16 protein-coding genes, 3 tRNA genes and 1 pseudogene are annotated in these 18,940 nt (G+C 65.3%); 5 read left to right on the forward strand and 15 right to left on the reverse strand.

The window, feature by feature from the left end; all coding sequences use genetic code 11:
* The 8 genes from IB258_RS29420 to hisN form a co-directional block, all read right to left on the reverse strand.
* A partial coding sequence (locus IB258_RS29420) for a GTP-binding protein (protein ID WP_192330729.1) occupies window positions 1–421 on the reverse strand: 421 nt, incomplete at its 3' end.
* A 51-nt stretch (window positions 422–472) separates the two neighbouring features.
* Window positions 473–547: transfer RNA gene (locus IB258_RS29425), tRNA-Thr, on the reverse strand.
* A gap of 10 nt (window positions 548–557) precedes the next feature.
* Window positions 558–631, reverse strand: a tRNA-Gly gene (locus IB258_RS29430).
* A 147-nt stretch (window positions 632–778) separates the two neighbouring features.
* Window positions 779–865, reverse strand: a tRNA-Tyr gene (locus IB258_RS29435).
* Between the two features lie 113 nt (window positions 866–978).
* A complete protein-coding gene (locus IB258_RS29440; RefSeq protein WP_192353563.1) occupies window positions 979–2,142 on the reverse strand; it encodes an iron-containing alcohol dehydrogenase in 1,164 nt (387 codons plus the stop codon).
* 24 nt (window positions 2,143–2,166) lie between these two features.
* Entirely contained in the window at window positions 2,167–3,555 is a 1,389-nt protein-coding gene (locus IB258_RS29445) for an aldehyde dehydrogenase family protein (RefSeq protein ID WP_125470759.1), read from the reverse strand.
* Between the two features lie 31 nt (window positions 3,556–3,586).
* Window positions 3,587–4,972 (reverse strand): glutamine synthetase family protein, encoded by a 1,386-nt coding sequence (locus IB258_RS29450; protein ID WP_192353564.1) that lies wholly within the window; start codon window positions 4,970–4,972, stop codon window positions 3,587–3,589.
* 57 nt (window positions 4,973–5,029) lie between these two features.
* A complete protein-coding gene (gene hisN / locus IB258_RS29455; RefSeq protein WP_192353565.1) occupies window positions 5,030–5,836 on the reverse strand; it encodes a histidinol-phosphatase in 807 nt (268 codons plus the stop codon).
* A gap of 194 nt (window positions 5,837–6,030) precedes the next feature.
* On the opposite strand from hisN, the gene IB258_RS29460 reads away from it, so the two are divergent.
* The 4 genes from IB258_RS29460 to IB258_RS29475 are packed head-to-tail and all read left to right on the forward strand — an operon-like array spanning window position 6,031 to window position 10,588.
* Window positions 6,031–7,038 (forward strand): ABC transporter substrate-binding protein, encoded by a 1,008-nt coding sequence (locus IB258_RS29460; RefSeq protein WP_119449757.1) that lies wholly within the window; start codon window positions 6,031–6,033, stop codon window positions 7,036–7,038.
* A 49-nt stretch (window positions 7,039–7,087) separates the two neighbouring features.
* Window positions 7,088–8,095 carry an ABC transporter ATP-binding protein gene (locus IB258_RS29465; RefSeq protein ID WP_192353566.1) on the forward strand — a complete coding sequence of 336 codons (1,008 nt, stop codon included), beginning with the start codon at window positions 7,088–7,090 and terminating at the stop codon, window positions 8,093–8,095.
* Between the two features lie 31 nt (window positions 8,096–8,126).
* Window positions 8,127–9,809, forward strand: coding sequence for an ABC transporter permease subunit (locus IB258_RS29470; RefSeq protein WP_119449759.1), 1,683 nt, complete (start codon window positions 8,127–8,129; stop codon window positions 9,807–9,809).
* A 17-nt stretch (window positions 9,810–9,826) separates the two neighbouring features.
* The gene (locus IB258_RS29475; RefSeq protein ID WP_192353567.1) at window positions 9,827–10,588 is read left to right on the forward strand and encodes a DeoR/GlpR family DNA-binding transcription regulator; all 762 of its coding nucleotides are present in this window, start codon (window positions 9,827–9,829) and stop codon (window positions 10,586–10,588) included.
* A 19-nt stretch (window positions 10,589–10,607) separates the two neighbouring features.
* On the opposite strand, the gene IB258_RS29480 is transcribed toward IB258_RS29475, so the two are convergent.
* The 4 genes and pseudogenes from IB258_RS29480 to IB258_RS29495 form a co-directional block, all read right to left on the reverse strand.
* Window positions 10,608–11,609, reverse strand: coding sequence for a tripartite tricarboxylate transporter substrate binding protein (locus IB258_RS29480; RefSeq protein ID WP_125470756.1), 1,002 nt, complete (start codon window positions 11,607–11,609; stop codon window positions 10,608–10,610).
* Between the two features lie 163 nt (window positions 11,610–11,772).
* Entirely contained in the window at window positions 11,773–13,371 is a 1,599-nt protein-coding gene (locus IB258_RS29485) for a rhodanese-like domain-containing protein (RefSeq protein WP_192353576.1), read from the reverse strand.
* Window positions 13,372–13,407: 36 nt separating this feature from the next.
* Window positions 13,408–14,553: pseudogene (metC, locus tag IB258_RS29490) on the reverse strand (cystathionine beta-lyase); the annotation flags it as partial.
* Window positions 14,554–14,555: 2 nt separating this feature from the next.
* Entirely contained in the window at window positions 14,556–15,143 is a 588-nt protein-coding gene (locus IB258_RS29495; protein WP_119449761.1) for a cysteine dioxygenase family protein, read from the reverse strand.
* 116 nt (window positions 15,144–15,259) lie between these two features.
* Here IB258_RS29495 and IB258_RS29500 point away from each other — a divergent pair, with 116 nt between their 5' ends.
* Window positions 15,260–16,192, forward strand: coding sequence for a LysR substrate-binding domain-containing protein (locus IB258_RS29500; RefSeq protein ID WP_054455850.1), 933 nt, complete (start codon window positions 15,260–15,262; stop codon window positions 16,190–16,192).
* Here the strand turns inward: IB258_RS29500 and IB258_RS29505 are convergent.
* The 3 genes from IB258_RS29505 to IB258_RS29515 are packed head-to-tail and all read right to left on the reverse strand — an operon-like array spanning window position 16,146 to window position 18,937.
* Entirely contained in the window at window positions 16,146–17,150 is a 1,005-nt protein-coding gene (locus tag IB258_RS29505; RefSeq protein ID WP_192353568.1) for an asparaginase, read from the reverse strand. The genes IB258_RS29500 and IB258_RS29505 overlap by 47 nt on opposite strands.
* Window positions 17,143–18,069, reverse strand: a complete 927-nt coding sequence (locus IB258_RS29510) for a ParB/RepB/Spo0J family partition protein (RefSeq protein ID WP_054455848.1) — start codon at window positions 18,067–18,069, stop codon at window positions 17,143–17,145. The genes IB258_RS29505 and IB258_RS29510 overlap by 8 nt, the downstream gene beginning before the upstream one ends.
* 43 nt (window positions 18,070–18,112) lie before the next feature.
* Entirely contained in the window at window positions 18,113–18,937 is an 825-nt protein-coding gene (locus tag IB258_RS29515; protein WP_192353569.1) for an N-acetyltransferase, read from the reverse strand.
* Window positions 18,938–18,940 lie beyond the last annotated feature (3 nt).

Genomic DNA, 18,940 nt, shown 5'->3' on the forward strand with positions numbered 1-18,940 from the left:
CCATGTCAGCCTTGTTCAGGAAGACGATGATGTACGGCACGCCAACCTGGCGCGACAGCAGGATGTGTTCGCGGGTTTGCGGCATCGGGCCGTCAGCGGCCGACACGACCAGGATCGCGCCGTCCATCTGGGCGGCGCCCGTGATCATGTTCTTCACATAGTCAGCGTGGCCCGGGCAGTCAACGTGCGCGTAGTGACGCGCTTCCGTTTCGTACTCGACGTGAGCCGTGTTGATCGTGATGCCGCGAGCCTTTTCTTCAGGAGTCGCGTCGATCTGGTCGTAGCCCTTGGCTTCGCCGCCGAACTTGTTCGACAGAACGGTCGTGATGGCCGCCGTCAACGTCGTTTTGCCGTGGTCAACGTGACCAATCGTACCCACGTTCACGTGCGGCTTGGTACGTTCAAACTTGCCTTTTGCCATGGCTGACTCCTGACCTGGATTGCGCTTCTGACTGAAGAAAAGAGGAATTAGTGGTGCCCATGGCGCGGATCGAACGCGCGACCTCTCCCTTACCAAGGGAGTGCTCTACCACTGAGCCACATGGGCAAATAAATCTTGGAGCGGGTGAAGGGAATCGAACCCTCGTCGTAAGCTTGGAAGGCTTCTGCTCTACCATTGAGCTACACCCGCGGCATACCCTTTCACCTTCTCTTTCCCAAACCTTTTCAATCCGAAGCCCTGGAAAACCTTACAACCTTCTTTGCGAAGGCTGCTCAGCTTTCTGAGCTTCACATTGTAAATCCAGGCAAACCGCGCCTGGATTTAGGAATGGGTCTCTGGTGGAGGAGGTTGGATTCGAACCAACGTAGGCGCAAGGCCAACAGATTTACAGTCTGCCCCCTTTAACCACTCGGGCACTCCTCCAGAGGAGAATTCGAGATTATGAACACTTTCAAATCCGCTGTCAAACGCTTCGGACGAAATATTCAAAATTCTTCTTCAACCACCGCAGCGTTTCCGCGCAGAGGGGGCGAAGCTTACAGGTTTCCGCGAATTGCTGCACGGAAAAGATCGGAATACTGCTCGGGCGTGTAGTTGACGGGGTTGGTGCCGGCCGAAGGATCCTCGGCCGCCATGCGCCCTATTCGTTCGGCCTGAGCCTCGTCGATGCCGATTTCGGCCAGGGTATGCGGAATGCCCACGGTTTCGCGCAGGCGCAACACCCAGTCCAGCACCGCGCCAGGGCCGGAATCCGGCAGATCCAGATAGCGCGCCAAGGCCTGCAGCCGCGGCGCCACCGCGTGTTCGTTGGCTTTCAGCACATACGGCATGAGGATGGCGTTGAGCATGCCGTGATGCGCGTCGTACAGCGCGCCCAGCGGGTGCGCCAGCGCATGCATGGCGCCCAGCCCGCGCTGGAATGCCGTCGCGCCCATGCTGGACGCCACCAGCATCTGCAGGCGCGCCTGCTGGTCATCGCCATGGGCGACCGCCTGCGGCAGGTACTCCTTCACCAGGCGCATGCCTTCGATCGCGATGCCCGCCGCCATGGGATGGAAGAACGGCGAACAGTAGGCCTCCAGATTGTGCGACAGCGCGTCCATGCCCGTCGCCGCCGTGATCTTTGGCGGCAGGCCTACCGTCAGTTCAGGGTCCAGGATCACGACCGAGGGCAGCATGCGCGCATGGAAGATGATGCGCTTTACTTCAGCGGCCTCGTCGGTGATGACGGAGGCGCGCCCGACTTCGGAACCGGTGCCCGCAGTGGTCGGCACCGCCACCACCGGCGCCATGCCGGCCACGTCGACGCGCAAGTAGTTGTCGCCGATGTCCTCGAAATCCCATAGCGGCCGCGTCTGGCCCGCCATCAACGCAATGGCTTTGGCCGCGTCCAGCGCAGAACCTCCGCCGAATGCGATCACGCCGTCGTGGCCGCCCTGCTTGTAAGCACGCACGCCGTCGTCGACGTTGCGGCCCGTGGGGTTGCCTTTGATTTCGTGGAACAGGCCGCACTCCAGGCCGGCGTCACGGCAGCCCTGCACGGCGCCCGCGACCATGGGCAAGGCGGCCAGCCCGGGATCCGTCACAAGCAATGGCCGCGCCATGCCCAGCCCGCGGCACAGCGCCGGCAATTCCTTGATGCGGCCAGGGCCGGCCTTGATGGCCGTGGGATAGTTCCAATTAACGCTGGGCAAGGTCATGGTTGGTTTCCTGATGGCGCCGTGTCAGACGCTGCGCAGATGAAAGGATTTGGCTTGCGTGAGCTGTTCGTAGCCAACAACCGACAGGGACACGCCGCGGCCGGAATTCTTGACGCCGGTCCAGGCCAGCGCGGGATCCAGGTAATCGCAGCGGTTCATGAAAAAGGTTCCCGTGCGGACCTGGCGACCGATATGCAAGGCCGCTTCCTCGTCCTGCGTGAATGCCGCCGCCGTCAGGCCATAGGGACTGTCGTTCATCAGACCGATGGCTTCCTCGTCGCTGTCTACCGCCATGATTCCGACGGCCGGCCCGAAGCATTCATCGCTCATGATGCGCATGCGGTGATCGACCTGCGTGAGCAACGCCGGCGCGACATAAGGCGAGCCTATGCTCGCTTCCTTGAAATGCGAGCTATCAATCATATTCCTGGCGCCCGCCGAAACCGCTTCGTCGATGATGGCCCGGATCTCGGCGGCGGCCTTGGCGCGCACGACCGGACCCAAGGTAGTGTCGGCGTGCAGCGGATTCCCCAGGACATAGCCGCGCGTCAACTCAACGGCGCGATCGACGAATTCATCGTATCTGGTGCGCGCCACGTAGATGCGCTGGATGCCGCAGCAGGACTGGCCCGAATTGAAGTACGCGCCGTCCACCAGGGTTTCGACCGCGTGTTCGATCTTGGCGTCGGCCCGCACATAGGCCGGATCATTGCCGCCTAGCTCCAGGCCCATGCCGATAAAGCGCCCCGCCGCGCTTTCCTCGACCGCATGCCCTCCGCGCACGGACCCGGTGAACGACACGTAGCCGACCTCCGGCGCGCGGATCAGCCGGTGCACGATGTCGTGGTTGGCATGCAGATACTGGAATACGCCTTTGGGCGCCCCGACCTCGCGGAACGCGCGTTCGATAAATTCCGCGCACAAGGGCGTCTGGTCGGAATGCTTGAGGATGACCGTATTGCCCGCCATCAGAGCGGGCACGATGCTGTTCACGGCCGTCAGCAAGGGGTAGTTCCACGGCGCGATGGTCAACGCGACACCTATCGGCTCGCGGCTGATGAAGCGTGTGAAACCGGTTTGCTCCGGTACCTGGATGGGCGCCAGCGCCTCGCCCGCGATGGCGATCATGTGACGGGCGCGCGCCTCGAAGCCTGCCACTTCGCCCGGCGTGTAGCGCAATGGCCGTCCCATCTGGATGGTGATGGCGCGCGCGATCTCTTCCTTGGCGGCAACGAAGCGGTCGACGGCCGCGGACACGATGCGCCCCCGCTCCTGCACGCCCAGCGCCTGCCACGCGCCCTGCGCGGCTTGGGCGTCAGCGAGTGCCTGCGCGATCTGCGCCTCGCTGGCATAGGGTCGGCGCACGACCTCGCGCCCGTCGATGGGACTGATGGTAATGAGTTCCTGGGTCATGTCTGCCCTGCGCAAGCGATGTGGTTTGGATTCAGATGATTTCGAAGTAGCGCGCCAGTTCCCAATCGGTCACGTGGCGGCGGAACTGCCGTTCTTCCCATTCGCGCGTGGCGGCGTAGTGTTCGACGAAGGCATCGCCGAACAGATGCCGCGCGGCCTCGGATTCGCGCAGCCGCTGCGCGGATTCCCACAGCGTGGTGGGCAGGCGCAGATGCGCTGGAAACTGCTGCGTGTAGGCATTGCCCTGCACCATCGGCTCGGGTTCCAGGCCCTGTTCGATGCCATACAGGCCCGAAGCCAGGGCGGCGGACAAGGCCAGGTAAGGATTGGCGTCGGCTGATCCGATGCGCACCTCGACGCGCTGCGATTTGTCGCTGCCTGGAATCAGCCGCAGCGCGGTGGTACGGTTTTCCATGCCCCAGGTGGCATCCAGCGGCGCCCAGTATCCGGGCACCAGGCGCGAATAGCTGTTGATGGTCTGCGCATACAGGGCCATGAATTCCGGCAGGTAGCGCTGTACGCCGGCCATGAAGGAGGCTTGCGTCGCGCTCATGCCATGCGGCCGGGATTCGTCGTAGAAGGCGGAGCGGTTGGTCTTGTGATCGCGCAGCGACAGATGGATGTGGCCGCTCTGGCCGGGATGATCATGCGACCATTTCGCCATGAAGGTCGCCATCAGCCCGTTCTGCTGCGCCAGCGCCTTGGTGAAGGTCTTGAAGAGAAAGGCCTTGTCGCCCGCGGCCGCGGCCAGGTCCACCGCCAGTGCCGCTTCCAGCACGCCGGGCCCCGTTTCGGTGTGCAGGCCTTCGATGGGCATGTCCATGCGTTCGCACATGTCCAGCAGCTTGCGGTAGAAGTCGCCCTCGACCGTGCTGCGCAGCACCGAGTAGCCGAAATTTCCCGGCGTCCAGTTCTCCATGTTGCGGTAGTTCTTGGCGCGCACGGAATGCGGCGTTTCGCGGAACATGAAGAACTCGTACTCCAGCGCCGCATAGACGTCATAGCCCATGCTGGCGGCCCGGTCCAGCGTCCGGTGCAACAGGCGCCGCGGACAGATGGCGCCCGCGTCGCCTTCGAATTCCGCCAGGAACAGCAGCATGTCTTCGCCGCCCGGCCCCTGCTCCAGCGGCAGCCTGCGGCCGCTTTGGGGGATGATCCTGAGCTTGGCATCGGGATAGGCCGTGTGCCAACCCGTGTACTTGGTGTTGTCGTACAGCTGGTCGTCCAGATCCCAGCCGAACACCACGTCGCAAAACGCCAGCCCCGAGCGCAGCGCGCCCAAAAACTTGTCGCGCCGCAGGTATTTGCCCAGCATGACGCCATCGACGTCGGACAAGCCTACCTTGATGTGCGAGAGCTGGCTGGCTTGCACCAGCCGCTCCGCGTCTTCCACCGTTGCTACCCCTAGTGCATGCATGCTCTTTCACCTTGTGACTGAAGCGTTGCGTTGGACTGCGGGCGGGCGGCGCGGCGTTCAGGTCATGGCCGCCCCCAGCACCCGCATCGCCTGGCGATGCAGCTGCGGCGTGGCGGCCGCGACGACGCGGCCCTGCGATTCGAGACTGAGCGGCTGCCCCGACCAATCGGTAATGACGCCGCCCGCCCCTTCGATCACGGGCATCAGCGCCAGATAGTCATACGGCTGCAGGCCGGACTCGACCACCAGGTCGACGTGTCCGCTGGCCAGGAGGCCGTAGCTGTAGCAATCGCCGCCGTAGCGGCGCATGCGCGCGGCCTGCGTCAGCGCCTCGAAGGCGGCCAGTTCCGCGCCGGCAAAGATGTCGGGCGAGGTGGCGTACAGAATGGCCTGGCGCAGTTCGGCGCAAGCGCTGGCGCGACAGGCGGCGCCATTCAACTGCGCGGCCGCGCCTGCCGCACCGACCCAGCGCTCATCCAGCATGGGTATGTCGATCACCCCGAGCACGGGCTTGCCCCGATGCAGCAGCGCCAGCAGCGTGCCCCACAGCGGGTTGCCGGAAATGAAGGCGCGCGTGCCGTCGATGGGATCCAGCGACCACACGAATTCGGCTTCGGCATGCGAAGCGCCGAACTCCTCACCAAAAATGCCGTGCTCGGGATAGTGCTGGGCGATGGCCTCGCGCAGGGCAGCCTCGACTTCGCAGTCAGCCTGCGTGACCGGGCTTTCGTCCGCCTTGGTGTCCACGTCCAGCGGATGCCGGAACCACTTGCGCGACAAGGGACGCACGCGGTCCGCCAGCGTTTGGGCGAACGAGGAGTACGCGGCCAGCTGCTGCGCGGATAACGGCGGTGAAGTTTGCATCGATGAGCTCCAGGCGTGGCGCGGGAGGATGCGCCTACGCCAAAAAAACCCTTGAATACTGGTTTTTCCAGTCTAGACACGTTGCCACAAATTTGCAAACATACATAAAACTGCAACTTGCCGGATTTGTTGCAGAAGGCTGTCCAACTACGTAGCTCGCCACCGTTGCCGTGTATTCCAACCGGAGTCCCATCATGCAATGTATGAAGAAGCTTAGCCTTGTGGTTGCAGTAATTTCCCTAGGTTGGACGCAGGCTCACGCCGGCGCCATCACCGTCTACACCGCCCTCGAAGAAGACGAAATCGCGGCCTACCTGAAAGCCGCCAACGCCGCCATGCCGGACGTGAAGGTCAACGTGCTGCGGCTGTCCACCGGCGATCTGGGCGCGCGCCTGATCGCCGAGGCTTCCAACCCGCAGCAGGACGTGATCTGGGGGTTCGCCGTCAGCAACATGCTGGATCCGCGCCTGCAGAACCTGCTGGAGCCGTACGCGGCCAAAGGCATGGACGCCCTGCCCGCGCAGTACAAGGGCGCCGACCAGAAGTGGTTCGCAGCCACTGGCTACGTGGCCGCATTCTGTGTGAACACGGACAGGCTCAAGTCCAAGAACCTGCCCATGCCGACCTCCTGGGAAGACCTGACCAAGCCCGTCTACAAGGGCGAAATAGTTATCCCCAGCCCCGCGGCCTCGGGCACCGGCTATCTGCAGATCGTCGCGCTGCTGCAGGGCATGGGCAAGGAGAAAGGCTGGGCGCTGCTCAAGGACCTGGACAAGAACGTGGCGCAGTACACGCCGTCGGGCTCGCGCCCCTGCAAGATGGCGCGCGCCGGCGAGTACGCCATCGGCGTGTCCTTCGCCTTTCCCGCCATGCAATCCATAGAGGAAGGATTCCCCATCAAGATGGTGATTCCGTCCAAATGGGTGGGTTACGAGCTGGAAGCCTCGGGTCTGATGAAAACGGCCAAGAATCCCACCGACGCCAAACGTTTCCTCGATTGGACGCTATCGGCGCAGGCGGGCGGCCTGTACAGCAAGTACAAGGAACTGGTGACCATCCCCGGCGCCACGCCCAACAAGGCCGCCGAAGCCGCCGGCCTGCCCAAGGACCTGACCGCCGTGCTGTACCCCGTGGACTTCCCCAAGTCCGCCGCGGAACGGGACGCCACCATCAAGACCTGGCAGGAAACCATCAAGCGTTGACGGTGCCGCGGCCGGCGCACAGCCGGCTGCCGCCTGTCCTGGAGACGCCATGTATCTGGAATTGCGCGGAATCCGCAAGACGTTCGATGCGTCGGTAGCGCTGCAAGACATCGACCTGTCCGTGGGCGAACATGAATTCGTCTGCCTGCTCGGCCCCAGCGGCTGCGGCAAGACCACCTTGCTGCGCATCGTGGCGGGCCTGCTGCCCTTTGACCGCGGCACCATCACGCTGGGCGGGCGCGACCTGAGCGCGCTGCCGGCGCGCAAGCGCGGCTTCGGCATCGTGTTCCAGTCGTATTCCCTGTTCCCCAACATGACGGTGGCGCAGAACGTGGGTTACGGCCTGCGCATCCGCGGCGAATCGCGCGAACGCATCGGCGCGCGCGTGAAGGAACTGCTGGCGCTGATCAAGCTGCCCGAGCATGCCGAACGCTATCCGCACCAGCTGTCCGGCGGCCAGCAGCAGCGCGTTGCGCTGGCGCGCGCGCTGGCGGTGGATCCGGCGCTGATCCTGCTGGACGAACCGCTGTCCGCGCTGGACGCGCGCGTACGCACCGACATGCGCGCCGAAATCCACGACGTGCAGCGGCGCCTGAAGATCCCCACGGTAATGGTGACGCACGATCAGGAGGAAGCGCTGACGCTGGCCGACAAGATCGTGTGCATGAACGACGGCCGCATCGAACAGGTAGGCTCGCCGTCAGATCTGTACCTGCGCCCGCGCACCCGTTTCGTGGCGAACTTCGTGGGCCTGAGCAATCTGCTGCCCACCGACTGGGTACGCGAGGCCATGCCCCAGCTGCTGGCGACGCGGCCCGAGGGAGCCAGCGAGCGCTACGAGGCCTGCCTGCGGCCCGAGAACCTGCGCATCGCCGCGGACGATCGCGGGCCTGGCCGCGTGCAGGACATGACGTTCATGGGCAACCTCACCCGCCTGCGCATCGCCTGGCAGGGACGCGAACTGCTGGTGGAGCAACATGGCGCCGCCGGCCTGTCGCGCGGCGCCCCCGTACGGCTGGACATGGAGCCGGGCCATTGCGCCTGGGTCAGCGTATGACGGATCGCGCCACGCAAACCGGAGCCGCCGCTTGAGCGCCGCCCACGCCAGCCCGGCCATCGCGGCGCCAACCGGCCGCGCCCCCTGGTCCGCCGACCGCGTGCTGCTGTGGAGCTGCGTCGGCATCCCACTTGCCGGCCTGGCGCTGTTCTTCCTCTATCCGCTGGCGACCGTGGCGTGGCGCAGCCTGGTCGAGAAAGACGGCTCGGTCGGCCTGGGCAACTATGCCGAGGTCTTCGCCACGCGCGGCGTGCTCACCGCCACGCTCAACAGCCTGGTCATGAGCACCGCCACCACGGTGGTGAGCGTCGGGCTGGGCTTTGCCATCGCCTATGGCCTGGATCGCAGCTGCATGCGCGGCAAGGCCGCCGTGCGGCTGGCGCTGGTGCTGCCGCTGCTGGCGCCTTCGCTGGTGCAGGGCCTGGGACTCATTTTCCTGCTGGGCCGCAACGGGCTGGTACACCGCTGGACGGGCTGGGAGATCGATATCTACGGCTTCTGGGGTCTGTTGATCTCCAACGTGTTCTACGCCCTGCCCCAGGCCGTGCTGATCCTGCAGGCGGCCCTGCGCAACATGGACGCGCGCTACTACGACGCGGCCGAAGTCATGGGCGCGTCCGGCTCGCGCCAGTTCTTCGACATCACGCTGCCCAACTGCAAGTTCGGCCTGCTGAGCGCAGCTTTCGTGGTGTTCGTCATCACCATTACCGACTTCGGCAACGCCGCCGTGATCGGCGGCAACTACCGGGTGCTGGCCACGGAGATCTACAGCCAGGTGTCCGGGCAGATGAACTTCGGCATGGGCTCGGTGGTCGGCATCCTGCTGTTGCTGCCCTCACTGATTTCGGTGCAGATCGAACGCGTCGCCTCGCAGCGCCAGTTCGGCTCGGCCTCGCCCAGCGGATTGCGGGTCACGCCGCAGCCGGCTCGCGGACGCGATGCGGCGTTCACCGCCGGCGTGCTGCTGGCCAGCGGCACCATCATCCTGACCGTGGCCACGGTGATCTTCGCCAGCTTCATGCGGCTATGGCCCTATCGCATGGAATGGACGCTGAAGCATTACGACATCACGGTCAGCGGCGGCTACACGCCGCTCTGGACGTCCTTGTACCTTTCGCTGGCGGCGGCAGGCGGCGGCGTGCTGCTGCTGTTCTTCCTGAGCTTCGGGGTGTGCCGCATTCCACGCGCGTGGGCCAAGCTGGTGTACCTGGTCTCGGTGCTGCCGGTGGGAGTTCCTGGCCTGGTGCTGGGCTTGTCGTACATCTTCGCCTTCAACGCCCCCGGCACGCCGCTGTATGCGCTGTATGGCAGCGCCGCGCTGATCGCCTTGTGCAACTTCTACCACTACCACACGCAGGGTTTCCTGACGATGATGACCGGCATGCGCGCCGTGCCGCAGGCGCTGGAGGAGGCGGTCAGCTGCCTGGGCGGCGGCACGCTGCGGGTGCTGCGCGACGCGGTGCTGCCGCTGATCGGCCCGACCGTGCTCGGCGTGTTCTTCTTCCTGTTCATGCGGTCCATGGTGACGCTGTCAGCGGTGATCTTCCTGGTCACGCCATCCGTGAGCGTGGCGCCCGTTTCCGTCCTGCGCCTGGACGAAGCGGGGTTCGTCTCGCAGGCTGCCGCCTATTCAACCCTTATCATGCTGGTCGTGGGGGGCTCCCTGCTGGCATTGCGCGCGCTGATCGCCGCAGCCGCGCGGCGCCGGACATAGATTAGGAAACATCGGACATGTGGCAAGAAGAGCGGTATCAGAGAATCCGCGCCCTGCTGTCTTCATTGCAGCAGGTATCGACCGACCGTATCGTCGGCGAACTAGGGGTGTCGAGGGAAACAGTCAGGCGTGACCTGCTGGAACTGGAGGCCATGGGCGAATTACGCCGGGTGCACGGCGGCGCCGTGCCGGTGCACAGCGAGCCGCCCATCGCGGAACGCGTGCATACGCGCGTCAAATACAAGCGCGCCATCGCGCGCGCGGCCGCGGGGCTGGTATCCAACGGACAGACCCTGTTCCTGGACGCCGGCAGCACCACCAGCGTGCTGGCCGACGAACTGGCCAAGCTGTCGGGCCTGACCGTCATCACCAACTCGTTCGACGTGGCCTTGAAGGTAGGCGCGGCCGGCAATGGCGCGAACCAGCTCATCATGCTGGGCGGCTCCGTGGGCGGCCCGGTATGCGCCACGGCCGGCGACATCACGATCGCCGAGATCCACCGGTATCGCGCGGACTTGGCGCTGCTGTCTCCGGTAGGCGTGGACGCCGAATTCGGCGCCACCAATTATGACCTGCGCGAAGCCGAAGTCGCGCGCGCCATGGCGGCAAGCGCCAAGCAGCTGGTGCTGCTGGCCGACTTCAGCAAGATCGGCCTGTGCAGCCGCGTGTCGTACTGCAGCGCGGACCGCATCGACCATCTGGTCACCAACACCAGCGCGCAGAAGTCGCCCGCCTACGCCGCCTTGAAATCCGCCGTCGGCAAAATCCTGGCGGTGTAGCGCAAGCGTCGGCCACGCGTCAGTCCAGCGACACGCCCGCAGTTTTCACCATGTCGGCCCAGTACACGGTGTCTTCCTGCAGCCGCGTCTTGAATGCGGCGGGCTGGCTGCCCACCGCCCAGCTGCCGCCGCTGTTGATCTTGGCGATCACGGCGGGCGATTTCATCGCCTGCCCCACTGCTTGCGCCAGGTAGGCGACGCGCTCGGGCGGGGTGCCGGCGGGCGCGAACAGTCCGTACCAGTCATCGGCGGTAATGCCCTCCATGCCTGCCTGCTTGAGTGTGGGCGCCCCCTTGAAGATGCCGATGCTGTTCTCGTGGCTGAGCGCCAGGATGCGCAGCTTGCCGGCGGCGACCATGGGTTCGGCCGAGGCCGGTGAAGTTATCAACATGTCCACCGTGCCTCCCATGAGATCGGTGATGGCGGGCGCTGCACCGCGATACGGCACATGCACCAGTTTCACATCGGCCTTCTGCGACAGCAGCGCGCCCATCAGATGGCTCATGGTGCCGTTGCCGGGCGTCGCATAGGTGACCACGCCGGGCTGCTTGCGCGCGGCGTCCAGATAGTCGTTCAGCGTGCGGTACGGGCCCTCGCTGCGCGCCACCAGCACCAGCGGCGCGGAAGTGATCTGCGAGATGGGCGTGAAGTCCTTGACGGGATCAAAGCCCACGTTCTTGTACAGGCGCGGATTGACGGCCATGACGCTGGTCTGCGACATCACCAGGGTATAGCCATCGGGCTTGGCGCGCGCCACCTGCGCCGTGCCGACGTTGCCGCCCGCGCCCGAGCGGTTTTCCACCACCACACTCTGGCCCGTGATGGCGCCCAGTTCCTGCGCGATCAGGCGTGCGACGCCGTCATTACCGCCCCCCGGAGGAAACGGCGACACGACCGTGATGGCCTGCCTGGGATAGTCGGGTAGAGGCGCGGGCGCCTCGGCGTGGACGACGGTCCCCCACAGCAAACCGGCCAGCGCCGCGGCAGCGGCCTTGCGTATGTGCGATGCATGGTGCTTCATCTGAGTTCCCCTTGTGATTGGCGGCCGGATACTCGGCCGTCCTTTGCATTCCGGTTCGGCATGAACCGTCCGCACCCCGGCCGTGCAGGCCGGGGCGTACTTTTCGGATTGATGCGTCTGCTGTGCCGCGAGGCCGGATCAGGCGAGCGCGGCGGCTCCGGTGTCAGCGGGCCGGAAAGCGGTAGCCCGCCAGTTCGCGTTCGTCGATCTGCTTGACCAGATTGGTCTCCCAGGCCAGGTACTGGCGCGCGGCGGCCTTGTTGCCGTCGTGGCGGTCATGCACAAAAAACAGATAGTCGATGCAGTCGGCGTCGGCGGGCTCGGCCGGCGTGGACGCCAGTGCGATGCCCTGCGCGGCCCAGCCAGAGGGATCTCCGGTGTTGGCATGGATGTCGTTCACTCCCAGCGCCCGCAAGTCCTGCGCGGCCCAGGCGGCCAGGGCCGCATCCTCGGCCAGCAACACTACCGGACGCGTGGCGTCCAGGGGCAGGCTGGCGAGACGCGGGCGAATGGACCAGCGCGCGCCTGCAATATGGCTGGCGCGATAGCGCATGCTGGGACGAAGATCGATCAGCTGCGCGCCCTGCGCGCGCGCGGCTGCAAGCTGCGCATCATCCAGCAAGGGCAATTGCGGCGCCAGCGCCTTTTCCACAGGGTTGTCCAAATGCGCCTGCACGCCTTCGCGCAGCACGCTGGCGTCCCAGCCCATCTGCCGCAGCCAGCTGGCGACCACCGGCGCGCGCACGCCTTCGGCATCGAACACGACGATGCGCGCGCCGCGCACGGCCAGGTACTGGTCGGTGGCCTGGATCAACTGGCCGCCAGGCGTGTGCTGCGCACCGGGCAGCGAACCTTGGGCGTGCTCTTCGGCGCTGCGCACATCGCACAGGAAGGTGCTGCGGTTCTTGTCGCGCAACCATGCTTGCACCGCTTGCGCACTCACCGTAGGCACGCCATGGCTTTCGGCCAGTCGCGCGGAACGCTGTGCCAGCGCGGGCAGGTCTTGTGGTGCAACGCCATCGTCGTAGCGGCGGCGCGCGCCGTGTTCAAGCTGCAGATCCTCGAGGTACCAGCCTTGCGTGCCGTTCTCCAGCGCGTAGACAGGATTGGGCACGCCCAGGTTGATCAGCGTCTGCGCCCCGATGATGCTGCGTGTGCGGCCGGCGCAGTTCACCACAATGGTGGTCTGCGGATTGCTCGCCAGCGTGTGGGCGCGCAGCGCCAGTTCCCCGTTGGGGCAGCAGATGCCGCCCGGGATGCTCATCTTCTGGTATTCCGCATAAGGCCTGCCGTCCAGCACGATCAGGTCGTCGCCGCGGCGCTGGCGTTCGGCCAGGTCGCGCGCGCCGATACGCGGGGTGTGGAAAACTTCTTCGGCCAGTTCGCCGAAGGTTTTGCTGGGCACGTTCACGCCCGCGAAGACGGCATAGCCGTCGCGCTGCCATTGCGCGATGCCGCCGCTCAGGCGATGGACATTGCAGTACCCAAGCGCTGTCAGGGCCTGCGCGGCGCGCGCCGCCGTGTCATCGGCGCCGCCGTTGTCGTAGAGCGCGATGCGCACATCGCGCCGCGGCGCCAGGCGCACGATATCCACTTCCAGCCGGCTGTAGGGCACGGGCGCGGCGTAGAACAGATGGCCCTCGCCATACTGGCCATGCTCGCGCACGTCCAGCAGCGCGATTTCAGCGCCATCATGCAGCCATTGCTTGAGCGTGTGCGGATCGATGTCGATGGCGGACGGGTCTTGAGTGGGGTGCATCATGGTGTTCAGCGAAGACGGAGAAAGTCGGGATAGCGCTTGTTTCAGGTCGGCGATGAGGTCGTCGGGGTCCTCCAGGCCCACATGCAGGCGCAGCATGGCGCCGCGCGGCTCGGGATCCGGCAAAGACCGCGCCGCGGCAAGATTCACCGGTATCACGAGGCTTTCGAAACCGCCCCACGATGCGCCGATGCCGAATAGCTGCAGGCTGTTGATAAGTCGCTCGACGGCGTCGACGCCGACCGCGCCGGCGAACTCCACCGTCAGGAGGCCATTCGCGCCGGTGCAATCGCGCTGCCACAACGCGTGGGAAGGATCGCCGGGCAAGGCCGGACACAGGACACGCGCCACTTCCGGACGGCTCAACAGAAAGTCCGCCACACGCAAGGCGCTGCGGGCGTGCTGCGCCATGCGCAAAGGCAGCGTGCGCATGCCGCGCAACACCAGATAGGCGTCATCGGCGCCAACGGTCTGCCCCAGATCCACGGTGGCGCGCTCCAGCGCATTCCAGGCCCGCGCATTGGAGATCACCGCGCCCATCATCACATCGGCATGTCCGCCCAGATACTTGGTGGCCGCCAGGATCGAAATGTCGGCGCCCAATGTCAGGGGTTGATGCAGCAATCCGGAGGCCCAGGTGTTATCCACAGCCAGCCAGCAATCATGCGCGCGGGCCAAAGCGGCCAACGCCGGCAGATCTGGCATCTCATAAGTCAGCGAGCCCGGCGACTCCGCGTAGATCATGCGGGTTTGAGGACGGATGAGCGCTTCGATGCCCGTGCCGTCGGGTTGGTAGTACGTATACGCGATGCCCAGCCGCGCCAGATGTTCCGCGCAGAAGCGGCGCACGGGCTCGTACACCGCATCCGTGATCAGTACGTGGTCCCCGGCGCGCAAGTAAGCCAGCAGCACGGTGGCGATGGCGGCCTGGCCGGTGGGATACAGCTTGGCGCGATAGCCTTCTTCCAGCTCGACCAACGCGTCTTCGAGCGCGTGCGTGCTATCGGTGCCGCGCGCGCCGTAGGACGGCAGGCGTTCCTGGTCGCGGCGGCTGCGCGTTTCGCGCCAGGCCTGCACACTATCGAAGACGTAGGTGCTGGCGCGCGTGACGGGCGTATTGACCCAGCCGCGATGAGGGCGGCCGGCGCGCAGGAGGCGCGTGGCGGACCGATAGGGCTTGTCCATGATCAGCGGCGCGTCTGCACGCCGATCGGCATGACTTTGCAGGTGCCGGCTTGCAGGTCGAACGCCAGGCGTTCGGTCAGCGTTTCCAGTGCGCGGCCGTACATGTGCAGGTGGCGGATGACGCTGTCGCCCTGGATTTCCACGGCGTGGATATCGTCCGGCATCAGCGCGATGCCGGTGCCGGGGCCAACCACCACGGTGCCGGTCTTTTCGAGCCGGCCCACGCCGGGCACGGAGCCGTCGTCGCTGCGGTCATAGACGTAGTTGTATTCCACGCCTTCCACGGCCGCGATACAGGCCCAGGTCGTGTGGTTGTGTGGAACGATCTGCTTGCCGGGACGCATGACGTTCAGATAGAGCGCGTAGCTTTTGTCGGCGTCCTCGGCGATCAGGTAGCGGGCCTGGCGTTCGCCGTCTTCCGGCGCGGGATAGCGGTCGGCTGCCCACCAGTCGGTGTGGCCGGCCAAGCCGATCAACTCGTCGAGTACGGCCTGGAGACTGTCGCGGTTCAGCCCCTTATTTCCTACAGTTTTTTTAATATTTCCGATGGCGTTAGCGATGCCGGCTTGGTGAGGATGTGCGTTGCTCACTTTACGTTTTCCCTATTTTCATGAGTTATGCCATTGAATGTATCCCCCCTGCTGGCGTGGAACAATTTAAATTGCCTTAAGATTCCATTAGCGTCGCTAATACTTTCTACACACCCATGCGCAACCTGGATCTGGACCTGCTCCGCACGCTGACGGCCATCGCCCGGCACGACACCTTTTCGGAAGCCGCCAACCGCCTGCACAAGACACAGTCCGCCGTGACGCAACAGATGCAGCGGCTGGAATCCCTTATCGGCCAGCCCTTGTTCGAAAAGCAGGGCCGCAACAAGGTGCTTTCGTCGCATGGGCGGCGTCTGGTGGAATATGCCCGCCACATGCTGGCCATCAACGATGAGGCGCTGCGCGCCCTGCAGGACGGGCCGTTGGAAGGCGACCTGAAGCTGGGCGCGCCGCTGGACGTGGCGGACTCGATCCTGCCCACGCTGCTGACGCACATCGCGCGCTCGGCGCCGCGCGTGAAACTGGAAATTCGCACCGACCGCAGTCCCTTCCTGATGGACGCTCTGCGCGCCGGGGAGCTCGACCTGACGATATCCACGCGCTTCGACCAGGACTTCGAGGGCGTGGCGCTGCGCACTTCGCCCACAGTGTGGCTGGCTTCGGCCGACTACGTGCACGACATGCATGCGCCAGTGCCGCTGGTGCTTGCCGACGAACCCAGCATCTTCCGCCGGCTGGCGCTCACGGCGCTGGAACAGGCGCGCGTGCGCTGGCACACCAACTATGTGGCGCCGACGCTGGTGGGGATAAAGGCCGCGCTGCGCGCCGGCTTGGGCGTCACTGCGCGCAGCGTGGAGCTGCTGGGGCCGGAAATGCGCGTGTTGGGTGAAAAGGAAGGATTGCCGCCCTTGCCCGACGTGACGTACTTCCTGTGGATAAGGCCTGACCTGATAAATCCGCTGACACGACAGGTCTACGACATGCTCAAGACCAGCCTGGGGCTGGCTCAGCAAGGCGATGCGGCGGCCCAGCCGCCGCGCATCAATAGCGGTCGAACAGATCCTGCAGGGCTGCCGGATCGCGCGTGACGGATAGGCCCAGCATCAGCAGGATGCGGGCTTTCTGGGGGTTCAGGTCGCGCGCGGCAACAAACCCCAGACGGGCGTCATCGAGTTCGACGTCGCGCGCCACGAACCCGCTGCCCGTGCGGCTGGACCGCACGACCGCCACGCCGTTGGCCGCGGCGCGGCTCAGGCTTTCAATGGCCAGATCCGTAGCGTTGCCGTCGCCGACGCCGGCCAGCACGATGCCATCGGCGGCATCGGCCAGAAAATCGATCAGATCGCCCTGCAGGTTGGCATGGGCATAGACAACATCCACGCGGGGCCAGCGGGCCTTTTCCAGCAATGCGAGTGAAAACTCGCTTTCAGTGGTATGCGTCGTGGTGTTGCGCGAATAGAAGCATGGAACACCGCCGTGCATGACTCCGGCGCGGCCGCGATTGGGCGACGCGAACGCGCAGAGGCCGGCGCTGGCGATCTTCTGGATTTCGCGGGCGTAGTGCACATCTTCGTTCATGACGACAAGCGGCCCGCGGCCACGCGCCTCGGGATGGCGCGCCAGCGCCACCGCGTTGTACAGATTGGCCGGGCCTTCGGCGCCCAGCGCGGTGGCCGGACGCATGGCGCCCACCATCACTACGGGCTGGTCGTGGCGTATCACCAGGCTCAGGAAGTACGCCGTTTCTTCCAGCGTATCCGTGCCATGCGTGATGACGATGCCCGCCACCGAGGCGTCGCGGCTCAGCGCATCCACGCGCTCCGCCAGCGCGCGCCACACGGCGTGCGTCATGTTCTGGCTGCCAACGTTGGCGACCTGCTCGGCGCGGATCTCGGCGATGTTCGCCAGTTGCGGCACGGCGGCCAGCAAGTCATCGACGGAAAACGAGCCTGCCTTATAGCCGGCGGAGGTCGCGTCAGCCTGGGCGCCGGCGATCGTGCCGCCCGTCGCCAGTACCGCGATGACAGGCAGCGCGCGCTCAGGCATCCACTACCCCGGACAGGCCCTGGCGCTCGAGCAGGGAATTCAGGTGTTCCCAGCCATGGAAGTCGATGACGATCTGGCCCTTTTCCTTGGCGCCCACTTTCAGCGCGACGCGCGTACCCAGATGGTCGGACAGCGCCTCTTCCAGGCGGGTCAGGTCGCGCGACACGCCGTTGGCCTTCTTCTTGGGCGCGGCGGACGACTCGGTTTCCTTGGCGGTCTTGGCGACCAGCTTTTCGGCTTCACGCACCGACAGGCGACGCGCGATGATTTGATTGGCCAGCTGGATCTGCGTGGCCGCATCAACGGCGAGCAGCGCGCGGGCATGGCCCATGTCCACGTCGCCCGCCAGCAGCATGGTCTGCACGGCCGCCGCCAGGTTCAAGAGGCGCAACAGGTTGCTGGTGGCCGAACGCGAACGGCCGATTGCTTGCGCGGCCTGCTCATGCGTCAGGCCGAATTCATCCAGCAGCCGGCGCACGCCCTGCGCTTCTTCCAGCGGATTCAGGTCTTCGCGCTGGATGTTTTCAATCAACGCCATGACGGCCGCGTTCTCGTCGGCCACTTCACGCACCAGCACCGGCACTTCCTTCAGGCCCGCAATCTGCGCAGCGCGGAAGCGCCGTTCGCCGGCGATGATCTCATAGTGGCCGGGCGCGGCTTCGCCCAGTGCGCGCACAAGAATGGGTTGCATGATGCCTTGTGTGCGGATCGATTCGGCCAGTTCGCCCAAAGCGCCCTCGTCCATGCGCGTGCGCGGCTGATACTTGCCGGCGCGCATCTTCGAGACGGGCAAGGTGGACGGCGGACCCTCGGGCTTGGCGGCGGCAGCAGCCTTGCCGATGTTCTCGATGGCTGGCGCGTCGGCGCCGAGCAAGGCGTCCAGTCCGCGGCCCAATCCCTTGGGTTTCTTGGTGGCCATAATTAAATCCTCTTTCCTTCTGTTTTTGTATCCCGAGCCTGGCTCAGGCGTCCGTCTGCTCGGCGGGCAGGCGGTACCAATACGCGTAACAGTCTTTGAAACCGTAGCGGCCATACAAGGCGCGCGCGGCGGTATTCTCCGGCTCAACCTGCAAATAGGCTGTCGTGGCGCCGCCGGTGGCGCCTGTTGCCAACAAGTGTTCAATCAGGGCGGCTGCGTAGCCTTTGCGCCGCTGCCCCGGGTCGGTGACGATATCGAACAGGCCCAGCAAGTCACCGTCGCGGACAGCCAGGCCCGCGGCAACGCACTGCCCCGCCGTGTCCGTTGCCAGCACCGGCGAGATATCCACAGCCAGTCCTTGCAAGCGCGTCCGATGTTCGGCGATGTGTGCGGATTCCGAGTTGCGCATTGCCCCGACCGCCGCCGCGAAGCGCCCGGTATCGACAATATTGAAAAGCAGATCGCCCCGGACGCTGGGCCTGGGAGCGAGCGGCATGCACATGACTCGGGTCTCGTCGGTAAAGGTATAACCGCGGGACTCCAGTTCGGCGTCGAGGGAAAAATCGGGACCGATGGAGGTAATGCGCAGCACCATGGGCAAGCCATGGCGCGCATACAACGATGAACAATACGCCAGCCGCTCGTCCAACGGACGTGTGGATAACCCCAGCACATTGATACTGCGTGCGCGCTTGGCCGACGAGGGCGCGAATCGCACCAGCCAGCCATCGAAAAGCACCTGCGCGCCGACCGCGGTCGCGTTCAACGCTGCCTCTTCCAGACGCGTGCGCAGGCTGTCGCGCGCATCGATGCGCGGCATACCGGCGACTGGCATTTCGGTCTGGGAAAAGAGCGGGACGGCGGACATGGT

This window comes from Achromobacter sp. ACM02 (genome assembly GCF_014851605.1).
In the GTDB taxonomy this organism is placed as follows: Bacteria; Pseudomonadota; Gammaproteobacteria; order Burkholderiales; family Burkholderiaceae_B; genus Achromobacter; species Achromobacter aegrifaciens.